We start from the raw sequence: 15,582 nt of genomic DNA on the forward strand, positions 1-15,582 counted from the left end.
TTGGTGACTGAATTGTAATGAAAACAACATTGAAAAAATTCTTAAAAGAAAACGGCCGCTATGCAGCTGCTAGCTTCTTTATCCCTTTTCTGATTCTTTTATTGGTATATTTAAGTATCGGTATTTATCCAGGAAGTGATCGAAGTATCCTAGCAAGTGATGCTTTCTCACAATTTTCAAACTTTCATGCAAGCTTCCGTAACATGTTTTTAGGGAAACAAAGCATTTTTTACACGTGGAATGCTTCACTTGGTTTAAATTATCTATCATTGATTTCTTATTATTTAGGTGGACTTTTCACCCCACTCGTTTTATTGTTCCCTAATCAGCTGATGCCAGATGCCTTATATGTCATCACCTTACTAAAGGTTGGTTTCGCAGGCTTGTCTTTCTGGTTTTTAGCACGTAGCTATCGCATTCCAAATTGGGGACAAGTCGCATTAAGTGTGAGTTATGCGTCGATTTCATTTATCACTGCCCATTCACAGATCATTATGTGGTTAGACACCTTTATCTATCTTCCACTGATCATTTTAGGTATCCATCGGGTAATGGATCAAAAGAAACCCGTTTTATTATTTGTCAGCTACTTGCTTTTATTCCTGTCCAGTTTTTATATGGGCTTCATGGTCGGTGTTTTTTCCTTTTTATATTTTGTCACACGACTACTGACGAATTGGCGGGTATACAAAGGTTCGATCTTACCCTATGGCATCACTTCCTTATTAGCAGGAGGCGCTTCGATGGTGATCATCTTGCCAGCTATCCTCGATCTACGTTCCAATGGCGAAGCGTTGACGCAGATCACGTCCTTGAAGACAGAAGCGACTTCTTATTTAGATCTATTGATGAAAAATATGGTCGGTGTCTATGATACGACAAAATATGGTTCGATTCCTTTTATCTATGCTGGGTTACTTCCTTTGGCATTGTGTCTCTTCTATTTTGTCAGTCGTAAATTCCCGTTAAAGAATAAGTTGCTATTTGGTGGATTATTTGCAATCTTAATTGCTAGCTTCTATTTAGTACCTTTAAATTTATTCTGGCATGGGATGCACGCGCCAAATATGTTTTTGTTCCGCTATTCGTACCTGTTTTCTTTCCTCGTCCTCTTATTAGCAGCCCAAAGTTGGGAAAAGGTACAAGAGAACGATCACAAACGATTGCTAGGAGTTATCATCGTACTAGCAGCTGCTTTTGCTACCGCTTGGGGAATCAAACCAGCTGACAGCTATACGTATGTCACGCTTACGTCCTTTATTTTGACGCTGGTCTTTTTAGGACTGTATGCTTTGACGATCGGCTTGTTCCAACAACATCCATTTGACTGGAAACGATTGAGTATCCTCCTGCTCCTAGTAATGACAGCCGAAGCAGCAGTCAATACAAATAGCATGATCCATGGGATCCTCGATGATTGGAACTATGCCTCACGAAGTTTGTTTACAGAGCCATATCCTGAGATCAAAACATTAGTGGACGCATCGAAACAAGATTCAGATGCTTTTTACCGCTTAGAAAATCTTGATCCTGTTTCCCCAAATGACTCGATCAACTATGGTTATAGCGGGATCAGCATGTTCTCCTCCATCAGAAATCGAAACTCTTCCTCCTATCTGGACACTTTAGGCTTCCGTTCAAGAGGAACAAATTTAAATATTCGCTACAATAATAATACCTTGCTGATGGATGGATTTACGGGAATCAAATACAACATCGCTAAAAATGATAGTAGTTTCAATAAATATGGTTTCCAACCAGTCAAAGAAACGGAAAACTACACGTTGTTCGAGAACAACAATGCTGTGCCATTGGCGTTTAAAGCACCCTTGACGATCAATGAGATCGAGCAACCGGTGTCCGATAACCTAACGAGTCAAACGAATTTGATGAATGCTCTTTCTGGATTGAATCAACAATTCTTTACGTTCTACACACCGACCCTAAAAAGTCATGAAAACACAGAGATCGTCAACACGACAAATGGGGTCACGTATAAAGAAACAGCAAATAATTTACCAAAAGATTTAACTTGGGAAGTTCAAGTACCGGCGAATACTCAAGCGTATCTAAGTTTATTCCCAACGAATTTTGCCCAATTAGAAAGCTCTACAGCAACTATTACCGTGAATGGAGTATCTAGAAAATCTCAACTCAATATCACTGGTCAATATTATGATTTAGGTTATTACCCACAAGATACAACTGTCACTTTCACTGCAAGCTTCTACGGAACAAAAGAAGTCAGCTTTATGGAACCAAAAGTGGTGGGACTTGACGTAGTGGCTTATCAAGCAGCAGTCAACCAAATCAGAAATAATGGTGTAGAGATGACTACGACTGGCCGAACAGCCACAGGAACAGTCAATGCGACGGAGAAAACAATGGTAGCAACCACGATCCCTTACGATGGCGGTTGGACAGCTAAGATCGATGGTGAAAAAGTCCCTGTAAAGAAATTCCAAGATGCCTTTATTATGATCGAAGTGCCTAAAGGCGAGCATACGATCACCTTTAGCTATCTACCAAATGGTTTCATCCCTGGCTTACTTCTCTTTATTGGATGTATTGCCTTGTTCCTCTTATATCTGTGGTATCTTAAACGGCAACCATTTGGCGGTATCATCGATCCTACAAATGGAAGTGATGACAAGCGTCCAAGACGTGAGCGTCGTAGAGTAAGATAAAAAGAAAAAAGCGTTTCGGTGATTGCCGAAACGCTTTTTATTTATACTATTCGTATTTTACTTCATAGAGATACAAACCTTCAGGATGCGCCGTAGGACCGGCAGCATTGCGGTCTTTTTTAGCAATGATCTCCGGCAGACAATCTTCCGGTAAACGATCGTTGCCTATTTTTAATAATGTTCCGACTAAAATACGGATCATTTTATACAGGAAGCCATCACCACGAAACGTGAACGTCAGCTCATCGCCAGCTTCATTGACTTGCAAACTCGCTTCATAGATTGTCCGAACCTTGTCTTCGATCGAGCTTCCTGAAGCACAAAACGAAGTAAAATCATGCGTACCAAGTAAATCAGGCAATGCTCGCTCAATCTTCTTTAAATCTAAGGGATAAGGAAAATAGCTTGCATAATGTCTGCGAAAAGGACTACGTGGCTTGCCGATATCCACTTTGAATTGATACGTCTTTTCTTTAACGAGATAGCGTGCGTGAAAGGTCTCCGGCACGATCTCCACACTTTTCACCGCAATATCTTCTGGCGACTGTGTGTCTAACCCAAAACGCATTCGTTCCAACGGTCGCTCTTCTGGATAATCAAAGTGAATGACTTGGCCGAGTGCATGAACCCCTGAATCTGTCCTACCAGATCCAAAAATCGTGATTTCTTTTCCATTTGCCATCTTCTTTAATGTTTTTTCCAGTTCTTCTTGGACAGTTCGTCCGTTAGGTTGTTTCTGAAACCCATTGAACTGTGTACCATCATAGGCAATGATTGCTTTATAGCGTACCATTCTTCTTCCCCTGTTCTCGTTCATCTTTGATCCGTTTAGCTGCGAAGGAACACTAGCACGACCGTCACGACCACAAAGGCAAGCATGACAATCGTGTCTTGCAAGTGCCAGTGAAGCACACGGTATTTTGTTCGTCCTTCTCCACCTTGATAGCCTCTTGCTTCCATCGCTGTTGCTAGATCTTCCGCACGATTGAAACTGCTGACAAATAGTGGGATCAGTAAAGGAATCACTGCTTTCATTTTTTGCACTAGACTGCCTTCACCAAAATCGACACCACGAGCGCGTTGTGCATTCATGATCTTCTCTGTTTCATCCATCAATGTCGGAACAAAACGTAAAGCAATCGAAAGCATCAAGGAAACCTCATGTACAGGAAAGCGCACAGCCTTCAATGGGCGCAACAAATATTCAATCGCATCAGACAATTCCAAAGGCGGTGTTGTCAGTGTCAACAATGTAGACATAAAGATGATCAAGACAAAACGACAAAAAATAAACAGTCCATTCATTACACCGAATTCAGTAATGTTAAAAATCCACCAACTCCAATAAGTTTCTCCACCGCTAGTAAACAGTACTTGCAAAGCAACTGTGAATAAGATCAACCAAATCAGCGGTCGGATTCCACGAATAAAGAATTTAATATCTACTTTTGACAAAAAGACAGTGAATAAAGTAAACACTGCTAATAAGGCATAGGTTTGCCAATTATTTGCTAAGAAAATAATGCCGATAAAATAGAAACTCGCTAATAACTTTGCTCGTGGGTCTAATCGGTGGATAAATGAGTCTCCAGGCATGTAACGACCAAAAATCAGTTTATTCATCATGAGCGGTACCTCCAACCAGTTTTACCAGTTGATCTGCTAGTGCTTCTGCAGTGATCGGCAGTTCATCAAAAGGAATCCCTTTTGCTCGTAGATCCTCTGCAAATTCAGTAGCTGTTGGCACTCCTAATTGGCGTTCCTTTAACCAAGAAAGGTGTTGGAACACTTCTTTAGGTTCTCCGCATTTAACGATCCGGCCTTTTTCTAACACATAAACAAAATCAGCATAATTTGCTACATCATCCATTAAATGTGTCACCAATACGATTGTGATTTGATGTTCTTGATGCAACCGCCAGAACATATCCATCATTTCTTTTCTTCCTTGTGGATCTAACCCCGCTGTAGGCTCATCTAACACGAGTACTTCTGGTTTCATTGCTAAGACGCCAGCAATCGCTACACGTCGCATTTGACCCCCAGACAGCTCAAATGGGGAGCGTTCTAGATACGTTTCATCTAAGCCGACTTGCTCTAATGTTTCTTTTGCTAGTAACATCGCTTCTTCTTCGCTAACACCAAAGTTTTTAGGTCCAAAAGCAATATCTTTTGCTACCGTTTCTTCGAATAGCTGTGCTTCTGGAAACTGAAAAACAATACCAACTTTTTTTCGAATCGGTTTCAAATTTTTATTATCTGTATCAGGTTTGATTTGACGATCGCCGATTTGAACGATTCCTTCTGTTGGTTTGATCAACGCATTCAAATGCTGAAGCAAGGTGGATTTCCCGCTTCCTGTATGACCAACTAAGGCAGTATAGCTGTTTTCTTTGATCAACAAATCAATGTCGAATAACGCTCGTTGCTCGAATGGTGTATTCGGTTGGTACGTAAAGTTTACTTTTTCAAAACGGATGTCCATAACCAATCCACCATCCTTTCTTCTGTCATGTATTCTTTAGGCACTTCAATGCCGCGTTCTTTCAAGGCACTTTTTAGTTTTTCAGGGAAAGGCAAATCTAAGCCGAGATGGATGAGTTCCGGTCCAGCAGAGAAAATCTCTTTAGGTGTTCCTTCATTCACTAATTCGCCTTCTTTCATCACAAAGATACGATTGGCATTCGCTGCTTCATCGATATCATGCGTGATTGAAATAACGGTCAATTGGCTTTCCTCTTTGATCTTTTTGATCGTCGTGATAACTTCTTCACGACCTTCAGGATCTAACATACTTGTCGCCTCATCTAAAATAATGATTTCTGGTCGGAGTGCTACAACACCGGCAATCGCCACACGTTGTTTCTGCCCACCAGAAAGACGAACGGGTTCTCTTGTCGCAAAATCAGACATCCGTACTTTTTCAAGGGCATCTTTTACTCGAACGACCATTTCTTCGCGAGGAATACCTTGGTTCTCTAATCCAAAAGCAACATCATCTTCGACTGTTGATCCAACAAATTGATTGTCTGGATTCTGAAAAACCATGCCGACTTTTTGACGAATCGCCCATATATTCTCTTCATTTAGTGTTTGGTTACCAACTTTGACTGTTCCAGATTCTGGCAGGAGTAATCCATTGATCGTTTTCGCAAGCGTTGATTTTCCAGAACCATTGTGCCCGATAATCGCGATCCATTCTCCTTTGTTGATCGTGAAAGAAACATCTTTCAATGCTGGTCGTAAATCTTCTGGTTGGTATTTGTAATTAATCTTTCCTAATTCAATAATCGGCTCCATAAGTACTCCCCTCATCCTAAAGTTCCTACTAACACTATCAAAAAAACGTTGAGTTTTCAATCATTTCTGATTTTTAAAATGTTTTTTTATACCTTCAATGCTGTCTTGACAGTTAATTGAAGGTACAAAAAAACACTTTATGATGAGTGCATACTCCCCAAACGGATCGCCTGGGGAGTAGCGCTGAGCTAGACTCGGAATAAGTAACTTCCAACATCATAACACTCTAAAAGAATCATCCATAAAGTGATGTTATTAGTGTGATTTTAGACAAGTTCTAAGACAACCATTGGTGCACCGTCTCCGCGTCTTGGTTCTGTCTTCAAGATACGAGTGTAGCCACCTTGACGTTCAGCATAACGAGGTGCAATATCGTTGAACAACTTTTGTAAAGCTGATTCGATAACGATTTCCTCATTTTCTTCACGCACGCTAGCAACTTCATTACGTACGAAAGCCGCAGCTTGACGACGTGCATGTAAGTCCCCACGTTTGCCTAAAGTGATCATTTTTTCAGCAGTTGAGCGAACTTCTTTCGCACGAGCTTCTGTAGTCACAATACGTTCATTAATTAATAAGTCAGTTGTTAAATCACGCAACATCGCTTTACGTTGGCTAGATGTGCGTCCTAGTTTACGATAACTCACGTTGGTTTCCCTCCTTCGTAAAAGGTTTAATCTTCTTTACGTAAACCTAAACCTAAGTCATGCAATTTTGCTTTAACTTCTTCTAATGATTTACGTCCTAAGTTACGGACTTTGATCATTTCTGGCTCAGATTTATTCGTAAGTTCTTGTACAGTATTGATTCCTGCACGTTTTAAGCAATTGTAAGAGCGAACAGATAAGTCTAATTCTTCAATTGTCATTTCTAACATTTTTTCTTTTTGTGTTTCTTCTTTTTCGACCATGATTTCAGCGTTTTTCGCTTCATCAGTTAGGTTGACAAAGATGTCTAAATGTTCAGTCATGATTTTTGCAGATAAACTCATTGCTTCCAATGGTTCGATTGAACCATCTGTCCAGATCTCCATCGTCAATTTATCAAAGTCTTCACGATGTCCAACACGTGTGTTTTCTACTTGGTAGTTGACACGACGTACAGGCGTGTAGATTGAATCGACTGGAAGAACACCGATTGGCATATCTTCTTTTTTGTTTTCATCTGCTTGAACATAACCACGTCCTGGTTTCACTGTTAAGCGAGCATGGAACGTAGCACCTTCAGATACACTACAGATGTACATATCTTTGTTAAGAATTTCTACCTCACTATCAACGATAATATCGCCAGCAGTTACTGTAGCAGGTCCGGTAATATCGATTTCAAGGGTTTTTTCTTCTTGACCATACATTTTCAGTGCTAAACCTTTAATGTTCAAGATGATTTGAGTGACGTCTTCTCTAACACCTTTGATGGTAGAGAATTCATGCAGCACACCATCGATTTGAATATTAGTGATGGCAGCACCTGGCAAAGAAGATAATAAAATACGACGTAGGGAATTCCCTAAAGTAGTCCCATACCCTCTTTCAAGAGGTTCAACGATGAACTTGCCATAATCTTTTTCTTCATCAATTTTTGCGATTCTTGGTTTTTCGAACTCAATCATTCTTATCTTTACCCCTTTCAAAACGAAAAGTGTCTTGTTCAATGACGTTACTAATAGAACTCAAAATGAGAGGCACTCATTAAACACGACGGCGTTTTGGAGGGCGGGCACCATTATGAGGAACTGGAGTCACGTCACGAATTGCAGTCACTTCTAAACCTGTCGCTTGTAATGAACGAATTGCTGCTTCACGTCCAGAACCAGGTCCTTTAACTGTTACTTCAACAGTTTTTAATCCGTGTTCCATTGCTGCTTTTGTAGCTGTTTCTGCTGCCATTTGAGCCGCAAAAGGAGTTGATTTTTTGCTTCCTTTGAAACCTAATGAACCAGCTGATGACCACGCTAAAGCATTTCCGTGAGTATCAGTGATCATGATGATTGTGTTGTTGAATGTAGAGTGGATATGTGCAATCCCAGCTTCTATATTCTTTTTCACACGGCGTTTACGATTCACTTTTTTTGCTACCATGAAGATTTAACCTCCTTCACTTAAGAATTATTTTTTCTTGCCAGCGATAGCGCGAGCTGGGCCTTTACGAGTACGTGCATTGTTTTTCGTGTTTTGTCCACGAACAGGCAATCCACGACGGTGACGGATTCCACGGTAAGAACCGATTTCCATCAAGCGTTTGATGTTTAAGTTCACTTCACGACGAAGATCCCCTTCAACTTTTAATTTATCTACTTCTGCACGGATAGCATCTGTTTGTTCATTCGTTAATTCACGAACACGAACATCTTCAGATACGCCAGCATCAGCTAAGATTTGTTTCGCAGTAGTGTTACCAATACCATAGATATAAGTAAGTGAAACTACTACACGTTTATCACGAGGAATATCTACTCCTGCAATACGAGCCATATTTAGTGCACCTCCAATTATCCTTGACGTTGTTTATGTTTTGGATTTGCTGGGCAAATCACCATAACGCGTCCTTTACGACGAATTACTTTACAATGTTCACACATTGGTTTTACTGATGGTCTTACTTTCATGATAATACCTCCTGTAGTTTTACGGAGTACAATTATTTAAAGCGATAAGTAATACGGCCACGGTTTAAATCATACGGAGACAATTCAACCGTCACTTTGTCACCAGGTAGAATACGAATGTAGTGCATACGAATTTTACCTGAAACAGTAGCAAGAACTTGGTGTCCGTTTTCTAGTTCAACTTTAAACATTGCATTCGGCAAAGTTTCGACGACTGTACCTTCGACTTCAATCATATCTTCTTTTGCCACGCACAGTACCTCCTTGTACTTGTTTCGCATTTTCACACGATAAAATGGCGGAAACTGCAGTTCCCACCTCAAAATTCTCAAAATGGATCATCTAGAGGATTCTCTAGAAGTCGGACTGACATATTCTATCATAATTTATTGAACTTGACAAGAGTAACTGCTTAATGCAAGTCGGCTACGGGCAATCGTGCTATTTTTCAATGATTTTTTTGACATCAGTAAATACAGCATCGATTTCACGATCACCATCGATAGTGTTTAGCAAACCTTGTTCTTTATAATAAGCCAAGATTGGTTCACTATTTTTGATGTTGATAGCCAGACGATTTTTAACCGTCTCAGGTTTATCATCTTCTCTTTGATAGAATTCATGCCCACCACAACGATCACATGTGTCTTCAACTTTTGTAGGGTTGAAAATTTTATGGTAAGTTGCTCCACAGTTACGGCAAATGAAGCGGCCTGCTAAACGCTCAACCAAAACTTCTTCACCCACGTGGATATCGATGACAGCATCAATTTGTTTATTTAAATCTTTTAGCATTGCATCTAGAGCTTCTGCTTGCTCGATCGTACGAGGAAAACCATCTAATAAGAAGCCTTTCTCTGTATCGGGTTCTGCTAAACGCTCTTTTACGATTCCATTTGTTACTTCATCAGGAACTAATGCACCTTTATCCATATAAGACTTTGCTTCCAAGCCAAGAGCTGTTTCATTTTTGATAGCTGCACGAAACATATCTCCTGTTGAGATGTGAGGAATCCCGTAAGCGTCAATGATTTTTTCCGCTTGAGTTCCTTTACCTGCACCTGGCAGCCCCATTAAAATGAGGTTCATTGCTTTCCCTCCTAATAAATGTGAGAACGTGTGTTGAGGAAAAAACCTCAACACGCTTTCTTACTCAATAAAGCCAACATATTTACGTTTCAGCATTAAGCCTTCTAACTGTTTCGCAGTTTCTAAAGCCACACCGATCACGATCAACAGACTTGTACCACCTAATCCGATTGATTGCGGCAGATCCCAAACCATTTGTGCAATGATTGGTAATAATGCCACTAAACCAAGGAATAGTGCTCCGACTGTACTTAATCGCATCAATAAGCTTGAGACATACTCTTCAGTTCCCTTACCAGGGCGTACACTTGGTATATAGCTTCCTTGCTTTTGTAAGTTCTCCGCTAATTTCTCAGGGTTAACTTGGACAAAGGCATAGAAGAACGTAAATGCGACGATCAATACCGTATAAATCGTTGCGCCAGGCACCGTATTATAGTTAAAGATCTCCATCATTATTTTATACCAGTTTTCAGATCCAAATCGGCCACTCAACGCTTGTAACACAGCATTAGGTGTTGCAATAAATGAACTTGCAAAGATAACCGGAATTACCCCAGCAGCGTTCACTTTCAACGGTAGATAACTACTTGTTGGCGCACCTGCTACACGTTTTGTGTACTGAATCGGAATCTTACGTTCAGCTTGTTGGAAAAATGTTACGAATGTCACGATTGCTAGAACCGCAACAAGTAAGATGGCAACGAAAATCGCAGATCTCCAAAGATTGGAAGAGTCGATGTTTACGAAGTAATCTTCGTAAATTTCTCGCACACTTTCCGGTAATCTTGAAATGATCCCTGCAAAGATGATCATTGACACACCATTACCGATACCTTTTTCAGTGATTTGTTCACCCAACCAAGTCACAAACATCGTTCCTGCCGTTAAGATCAAACCGATCGTCACGTAAGTAGAGATGTTTGGATTATTGACAAAACCTAATTGAGCGTATTGGTTGAATCCAGCAGTGATACCGACAGATTGGATAAATGCCAATACTAATGTCAAATATCGTGTTGCTTGGTTCAATTTTTTACGTCCAACTTCACCTTGTTTTGACCATTCAACAAAACGTGGAACGATATCCATTTGTAATAACTGGATCACGATCGATGCAGTAATGTATGGCGAAACCCCCATCGAAAAGATCGAGAAGTTTTGCATCGCACTACCACTGACCAAGTTCAACATGTTGAAAAATGGTAAGCTAGAAAGGTTTTGTAATGAGCTCGCGTTTACGCCAGGAACAGTAATATGTGCCCCTAGACGAAAGACAAAGAGAACAAATACAGTGAAAAGGATTTTCGATCTAATATCTTTGACCTTAAAAGCGTCCTTTAATAGTTTAAGCATTAGATCACCTCAACAGAGCCACCAGCCGCTTCGATTGCTTCTTGTGCTGCTTTTGAGAATTTAGCTGCTTTCACAGTTAACTTTTTGTTCAATTCTCCGTTAGCTAATACTTTGATCCCAGCTTTTTCGTTTTTCACGATTCCAGCTTCTACTAAAGCAACAGGTGTTACTTCAGCTCCGTCTTCAAAGCGGTTCAAGACATCTAAATTAACGACTGCGTAGTCCTTACGGTTAACATTTGTAAATCCACGTTTTGGTAAACGACGGAACAATGGTGTTTGTCCCCCTTCGAATCCTAGACGTACACCACCGCCTGAACGAGCTTTTTGTCCTTTTTGACCACGTCCGGCAGTTTTTCCGTTACCTGAAGAAGTACCACGACCAACACGGTTACGTACTTGGCGTGAACCTTCAGCGGGTTTTAATTCATGAAGTTTCATAGGTTTGGCACCTCCTTAATTGTCCTAATTCTTATTTTAATTGTTTAATTAAACTTCTTCAACGTCCACTAAGTGAGAAACAGTGTTGATCATGCCTTTGATTGCTTCGTTAGAAGGCTTAACCACTGAGCTGTTAATCTTTGTAAGACCTAGCGCTTTAACAGTTGCGCGTTGGTTTTGAGGACGTCCGATAATACTGCGTTTTAAAGTTACTTTTAATTCAGCCATTATGTTTGTCCTCCTTATCCGATTAATTCTTCCACTGATTTGCCGCGAAGTTCTGCAACTTCTTCAGCACGTTTTAATTGTTTCAAACCTTCAACAGTTGCGCGAACAACGTTGATTGGTGTGTTTGAGCCTAAAGATTTAGAAGTGATATCTGCTACCCCTGCTAATTCTAATACGGCACGAACTGGTCCACCAGCAGCAACCCCAGAACCTTCAACAGCAGGTTTCATTAGGATTCTACCACCACTAAAAGCACCGATTACTTCGTGTGGGATTGTTGAACCAACCATAGGTACTTCAACTAAGTTTTTCTTCGCATCTTCAATTGCTTTACGGATTGCTTCAGGTACTTCTTGTGCTTTACCAGTACCAAATCCTACGTGTCCGTTTTTGTCACCGACAACAACTAAAGCAGCAAAACGTAGACGACGTCCACCTTTAACAACTTTTGTTACACGGTTAATTGCAACAACGCGGTCTTCTAATTCCAAATGTTTTGGATCGATATAAACCATGAATGGTATTCCTCCTTCTTCTAAAATTCTAGTCCATTTTCGCGAGCAGCTTCAGCTAAAGCTTGCACACGGCCATGGTAAAGGTATCCACCACGGTCAAAGACTACGACTTTAATGCCTTTTTCAGTTGCGCGTTCAGCAACTAATTTACCGACAGCTTGTGCTGCTTCTGTTTTTGTTCCACCTGAAATTTCTTTATCCAAGGTAGAGGCACTTGCTAGCGTTACACCCGCTACGTCATCAATAAGTTGCGCGTAGATGTTTTTGTTAGAACGAAAAACGTTCAAGCGTGGGCGCTCAGCAGTACCAGAGATAGTATTACGTACACGACGGTGTCTCTTTTGACGTGTTTTGTTTTTATCTGGTTTTGTAATCACAATTGTCACCTCTTTATTTTTATTTTTTCTACTGTCATGCAGTAGAAATGATCAGTTTTGAAAAAATAGAAGCTGCGGCACAAGTAAACTCTCTCTTAATGAAGAAATACTTCAGCAAAATCCTTTTTTCCTGCTGCTGGCTTCTATGCAATTTTTCGAAACGATTATTTACCAGTTTTACCTTCTTTACGGCGTACGAATTCGCCAACATAACGAATACCTTTACCTTTATAAGGTTCTGGAGGACGAGTACCACGGATGTTCGCAGCTAATTCGCCAACTTCTTCTTTGTTCGCACCCTTCACAATTACTTGTGTGTTAGATGGCACTTCAACAGTAATGCCAGCTGGTGGTGTGATTTCTACTGGATGTGAGTAACCAACGTTCAATACAAGTTTTGTTCCTTGCATTTGCGCACGGTACCCAACCCCGATTAATTCTAATCCTTTTTGGAATCCTTCACTAACACCTACAACCATGTTGTTGAAGTTAGCACGAGTAGTTCCATGGATAGTTTTCATTTCTTTACTGTCGTTTGGACGAGTGAATGTCACTTCGTTTCCTTCGATATTCATTTTGATATCAGCAGAAAACTCACGAGTCAATTCCCCTTTTGGTCCTTTAACTGTAATGTTGTTTCCATCTTGAGTGATTGTTACTCCTTCAGGGATCACAACGATCTTATTTCCAATACGGCTCACTTAAAGACACCTCCTTGTAGATTCTACTTGATTACCATACGTAAGCGATAACTTCGCCGCCGATGTTTTTCTCACGAGCTTCTTTATCAGTGACAACACCTTCAGAAGTCGAAATAATAGCGATACCTAAGCCATTTAAAACTTTTGGCACTTCGCCAGCTTTAACATAAACACGTAAACCTGGTTTAGAAATACGTTTTAAGTTTGTAATAACACGTTCGCCGCTTTTACCGAATTTAAGGAAAACACGGATCACGCCTTGCTTGTCATCTTCGATATATTCAACATCACGAACGAAACCTTCACGTTTCAAGATTTCAGCGATGTCACGTTTAATTTTTGATGCAGGAACTTCTAAAGCCTCATGTTTAACCATGTTTGCATTACGGATACGAGTTAGAAAATCTGCAATTGGATCTGTCATGACCATTGAACTTTTACCTCCTTCTTATGCGAATTTACTTTTTTACCAGCTAGCTTTCTTCACGCCGGGAATTTGACCTTTATAGGCAAGTTCGCGGAAGCAAATACGGCAAAGATGGAACTTACGATAAACTGAATGTGGACGTCCGCAACGTTCGCAACGAGTATAAGCTTGTGTTGAATGTTTTGCAGGACGTTTGTTTTTAGCAATCATTGATTTTTTAGCCACGTAGTTCGCCTCCTTTAATTATTTTTGGAATGGCATGCCTAATTGTGTCAACAACTCACGAGATTCTTCATCTGTGTTCGCTGTTGTTACAATAACGATGTCCATACCACGTACTTTATCTACTAAATCATAATCTACTTCTGGGAAGATCAATTGTTCTTTAATACCTAAAGTGTAGTTTCCACGACCATCAAAGGCTTTTTTACTTACACCATGGAAGTCACGTACACGTGGTAGAGAAACTGATACTAATTTATCTAAAAATTCGTACATTCTTTCTCCGCGCAAGGTAACTTTTGCACCAATTGGCATTCCTTCACGTAAACGGAATCCAGCGATTGATTTTTTAGCTTTTGTAATCATTGGTTTTTGTCCAGTGATCAAAGTTAGTTCTTCAACTGCTTTGTCTAAGTTTTTAGCGTTTGATACCGCATCACCAACACCCATGTTGATGACGATTTTTTCAACTTTAGGTGTTTGCATAACAGAGCTATAGTTAAATTTTTCCATCAATGATGGAGTTACTTCTTTAAGATATTTTTCTTTTAGGCGGTTCATTCAGTAAGACCCTCCTTCCTTAAACTTTTTATTTATCTAAAACTTCACCGGTTTTTTTAGAAACACGGACTTTTTTTCCGTCTACTTCTTTGTAGCCAACACGGCCAGCTACACCAGTAGAGTCGATGACCATCACGTTAGAAACGTGAAGTGGCGCTTCCATCTCAACAATCCCGCCTTGAGGAGCAGCTTGAGAAGGTTTTTGGTGTTTTTTGATCATGTTCACACCTTCGACAACCACTTTATCCTGTTTAGGAAACGCTGCTAATACAACGCCTTCTTTGTTTTTGTCTTTACCGGTGATCACTTTAACTTTATCGCCTTTTTTAACAAACATACTGTTTCGCACCTCCTTTGTTAAGTGTCTCAAGATTATAAAACTTCTGGTGCTAGAGAAACGATCTTCATGAAGTTGTTTTCACGTAGTTCACGTGCAACTGGCCCAAAGATACGTGTTCCACGAGGGCTTTTATCATCACGAATAATCACTGCAGCATTTTCATCAAATTTGATGTATGAACCGTCTGCACGACGAGCTCCTGATTTTGTACGAACGATAACGGCTTTAACGACGTCACCTTTTTTGACAACCCCACCTGGCGTTGCTTGTTTAACCGTAGCAACGATCACATCACCGATATTCGCAGTTTTGCGACCAGATCCACCAAGGACTTTGATCGTCAAAATTTCACGTGCGCCTGAATTATCAGCGATTCTTAAACGACTTTCTGCTTGGATCACGTTGTGTATCCTCCTTTCAGATTTTGCATTCAATCTACATAGGAAAATCTCGTGTTATTAGATAATAACTGCTTCTTCGACTATTTCCAACAAACGGAAACGTTTTGTAGCTGATAATGGACGAGTTTCCATAATTCTCACGATGTCGCCAACTTTTGCTGTGTTGTTTTCATCATGTACTTTGTACTTCTTAGAGTAGTTCATGCGTTTACCGTAAATAGGGTGGTTTTTCTTTGTTTCGACAGCAACGGTAATTGTTTTATCCATTTTGTCTGATACCACGCGACCTTGATAAACTTTGCGTTGATTTCTTTCTTCAGTCATACGCTT

The 15,582-nt window shown here is 40.3% G+C and carries 24 protein-coding genes; 1 reads left to right on the plus strand and 23 read right to left on the minus strand.

The annotated features are described in order from the left end of the window. Window positions 1–17 precede the first annotated feature (17 nt). Window positions 18–2,687, plus strand: coding sequence for a YfhO family protein (locus tag JZO83_RS07055; protein ID WP_207115360.1), 2,670 nt, complete (start codon window positions 18–20; stop codon window positions 2,685–2,687). Window positions 2,688–2,733: 46 nt separating this feature from the next. On the opposite strand, the gene truA is transcribed toward JZO83_RS07055, so the two are convergent. From truA to rpsQ, 23 genes are all read right to left on the minus strand, one after another. Then, window positions 2,734–3,480 carry a tRNA pseudouridine(38-40) synthase TruA gene (gene truA, locus JZO83_RS07060; protein ID WP_207115361.1) on the minus strand — a complete coding sequence of 249 codons (747 nt, stop codon included), beginning with the start codon at window positions 3,478–3,480 and terminating at the stop codon, window positions 2,734–2,736. A gap of 35 nt (window positions 3,481–3,515) precedes the next feature. Next, the gene (locus tag JZO83_RS07065) at window positions 3,516–4,313 is read right to left on the minus strand and encodes an energy-coupling factor transporter transmembrane protein EcfT (RefSeq protein WP_207115362.1); all 798 of its coding nucleotides are present in this window, start codon (window positions 4,311–4,313) and stop codon (window positions 3,516–3,518) included. Then, the gene (locus tag JZO83_RS07070) at window positions 4,303–5,172 is read right to left on the minus strand and encodes an energy-coupling factor ABC transporter ATP-binding protein (RefSeq protein WP_206854599.1); all 870 of its coding nucleotides are present in this window, start codon (window positions 5,170–5,172) and stop codon (window positions 4,303–4,305) included. Before JZO83_RS07070 ends, JZO83_RS07065 begins: the two co-directional genes overlap by 11 nt. Next, on the minus strand, window positions 5,148–5,987 hold the full coding sequence (locus JZO83_RS07075; protein WP_207115363.1) for an energy-coupling factor ABC transporter ATP-binding protein: 840 nt from the start codon (window positions 5,985–5,987) through the stop codon (window positions 5,148–5,150). The genes JZO83_RS07070 and JZO83_RS07075 overlap by 25 nt, the downstream gene beginning before the upstream one ends. A 266-nt stretch (window positions 5,988–6,253) precedes the next feature. After that, window positions 6,254–6,634, minus strand: a complete 381-nt coding sequence (rplQ, locus tag JZO83_RS07080; protein ID WP_010734449.1) for a 50S ribosomal protein L17 — start codon at window positions 6,632–6,634, stop codon at window positions 6,254–6,256. Window positions 6,635–6,660: 26 nt separating this feature from the next. Further along, window positions 6,661–7,599: a DNA-directed RNA polymerase subunit alpha gene (locus tag JZO83_RS07085; protein ID WP_005880735.1), complete on the minus strand. Its 939-nt coding sequence runs from the start codon at window positions 7,597–7,599 to the stop codon at window positions 6,661–6,663. 79 nt (window positions 7,600–7,678) lie between these two features. Further along, window positions 7,679–8,068, minus strand: a complete 390-nt coding sequence (gene rpsK, locus JZO83_RS07090; RefSeq protein ID WP_010734450.1) for a 30S ribosomal protein S11 — start codon at window positions 8,066–8,068, stop codon at window positions 7,679–7,681. A gap of 27 nt (window positions 8,069–8,095) precedes the next feature. Further along, window positions 8,096–8,461 (minus strand): 30S ribosomal protein S13, encoded by a 366-nt coding sequence (rpsM, locus tag JZO83_RS07095; RefSeq protein WP_206854604.1) that lies wholly within the window; start codon window positions 8,459–8,461, stop codon window positions 8,096–8,098. Window positions 8,462–8,478: 17 nt separating this feature from the next. Beyond that, a complete protein-coding gene (gene rpmJ, locus JZO83_RS07100) occupies window positions 8,479–8,595 on the minus strand; it encodes a 50S ribosomal protein L36 (protein ID WP_002288710.1) in 117 nt (38 codons plus the stop codon). 32 nt (window positions 8,596–8,627) lie between these two features. Then, complete coding sequence (gene infA, locus JZO83_RS07105) at window positions 8,628–8,846, minus strand: translation initiation factor IF-1 (protein WP_002288695.1); 219 nt, start codon at window positions 8,844–8,846, stop codon at window positions 8,628–8,630. 190 nt (window positions 8,847–9,036) lie between these two features. Beyond that, window positions 9,037–9,684 carry an adenylate kinase gene (locus tag JZO83_RS07110; RefSeq protein WP_206854606.1) on the minus strand — a complete coding sequence of 216 codons (648 nt, stop codon included), beginning with the start codon at window positions 9,682–9,684 and terminating at the stop codon, window positions 9,037–9,039. A 60-nt stretch (window positions 9,685–9,744) separates the two neighbouring features. Then, window positions 9,745–11,040 carry a preprotein translocase subunit SecY gene (gene secY, locus JZO83_RS07115; RefSeq protein WP_206854608.1) on the minus strand — a complete coding sequence of 432 codons (1,296 nt, stop codon included), beginning with the start codon at window positions 11,038–11,040 and terminating at the stop codon, window positions 9,745–9,747. After that, window positions 11,040–11,480 carry a 50S ribosomal protein L15 gene (rplO, locus tag JZO83_RS07120; protein WP_010734454.1) on the minus strand — a complete coding sequence of 147 codons (441 nt, stop codon included), beginning with the start codon at window positions 11,478–11,480 and terminating at the stop codon, window positions 11,040–11,042. The genes secY and rplO overlap by 1 nt, the downstream gene beginning before the upstream one ends. A 48-nt stretch (window positions 11,481–11,528) precedes the next feature. After that, window positions 11,529–11,708: a 50S ribosomal protein L30 gene (gene rpmD, locus JZO83_RS07125; RefSeq protein ID WP_206854611.1), complete on the minus strand. Its 180-nt coding sequence runs from the start codon at window positions 11,706–11,708 to the stop codon at window positions 11,529–11,531. 14 nt (window positions 11,709–11,722) lie between these two features. After that, complete coding sequence (gene rpsE / locus JZO83_RS07130) at window positions 11,723–12,223, minus strand: 30S ribosomal protein S5 (RefSeq protein ID WP_002288681.1); 501 nt, start codon at window positions 12,221–12,223, stop codon at window positions 11,723–11,725. Window positions 12,224–12,243: 20 nt separating this feature from the next. Beyond that, a complete protein-coding gene (gene rplR, locus JZO83_RS07135) occupies window positions 12,244–12,600 on the minus strand; it encodes a 50S ribosomal protein L18 (RefSeq protein WP_010734457.1) in 357 nt (118 codons plus the stop codon). A 164-nt stretch (window positions 12,601–12,764) separates the two neighbouring features. Then, complete coding sequence (rplF, locus tag JZO83_RS07140; RefSeq protein ID WP_206854614.1) at window positions 12,765–13,301, minus strand: 50S ribosomal protein L6; 537 nt, start codon at window positions 13,299–13,301, stop codon at window positions 12,765–12,767. A 31-nt stretch (window positions 13,302–13,332) separates the two neighbouring features. Further along, window positions 13,333–13,731, minus strand: coding sequence for a 30S ribosomal protein S8 (gene rpsH / locus JZO83_RS07145; RefSeq protein WP_010734459.1), 399 nt, complete (start codon window positions 13,729–13,731; stop codon window positions 13,333–13,335). Window positions 13,732–13,767: 36 nt separating this feature from the next. Beyond that, window positions 13,768–13,953, minus strand: a complete 186-nt coding sequence (locus tag JZO83_RS07150) for a type Z 30S ribosomal protein S14 (RefSeq protein ID WP_002356214.1) — start codon at window positions 13,951–13,953, stop codon at window positions 13,768–13,770. Window positions 13,954–13,971: 18 nt separating this feature from the next. Next, window positions 13,972–14,511, minus strand: coding sequence for a 50S ribosomal protein L5 (rplE, locus tag JZO83_RS07155; protein ID WP_034689410.1), 540 nt, complete (start codon window positions 14,509–14,511; stop codon window positions 13,972–13,974). 28 nt (window positions 14,512–14,539) lie between these two features. After that, window positions 14,540–14,848: a 50S ribosomal protein L24 gene (rplX, locus tag JZO83_RS07160; RefSeq protein WP_010734461.1), complete on the minus strand. Its 309-nt coding sequence runs from the start codon at window positions 14,846–14,848 to the stop codon at window positions 14,540–14,542. A gap of 35 nt (window positions 14,849–14,883) precedes the next feature. Further along, window positions 14,884–15,252: a 50S ribosomal protein L14 gene (gene rplN / locus JZO83_RS07165; RefSeq protein ID WP_010734462.1), complete on the minus strand. Its 369-nt coding sequence runs from the start codon at window positions 15,250–15,252 to the stop codon at window positions 14,884–14,886. Window positions 15,253–15,309: 57 nt separating this feature from the next. Next, complete coding sequence (gene rpsQ / locus JZO83_RS07170; protein ID WP_010734463.1) at window positions 15,310–15,576, minus strand: 30S ribosomal protein S17; 267 nt, start codon at window positions 15,574–15,576, stop codon at window positions 15,310–15,312. Window positions 15,577–15,582: the final 6 nt, after the last annotated feature.

Origin of the sequence: Enterococcus sp. DIV1298c (assembly GCF_017316315.1) — a bacterium.
GTDB classification, from domain to species: Bacteria; Bacillota; Bacilli; order Lactobacillales; family Enterococcaceae; genus Enterococcus_B; species Enterococcus_B mangumiae.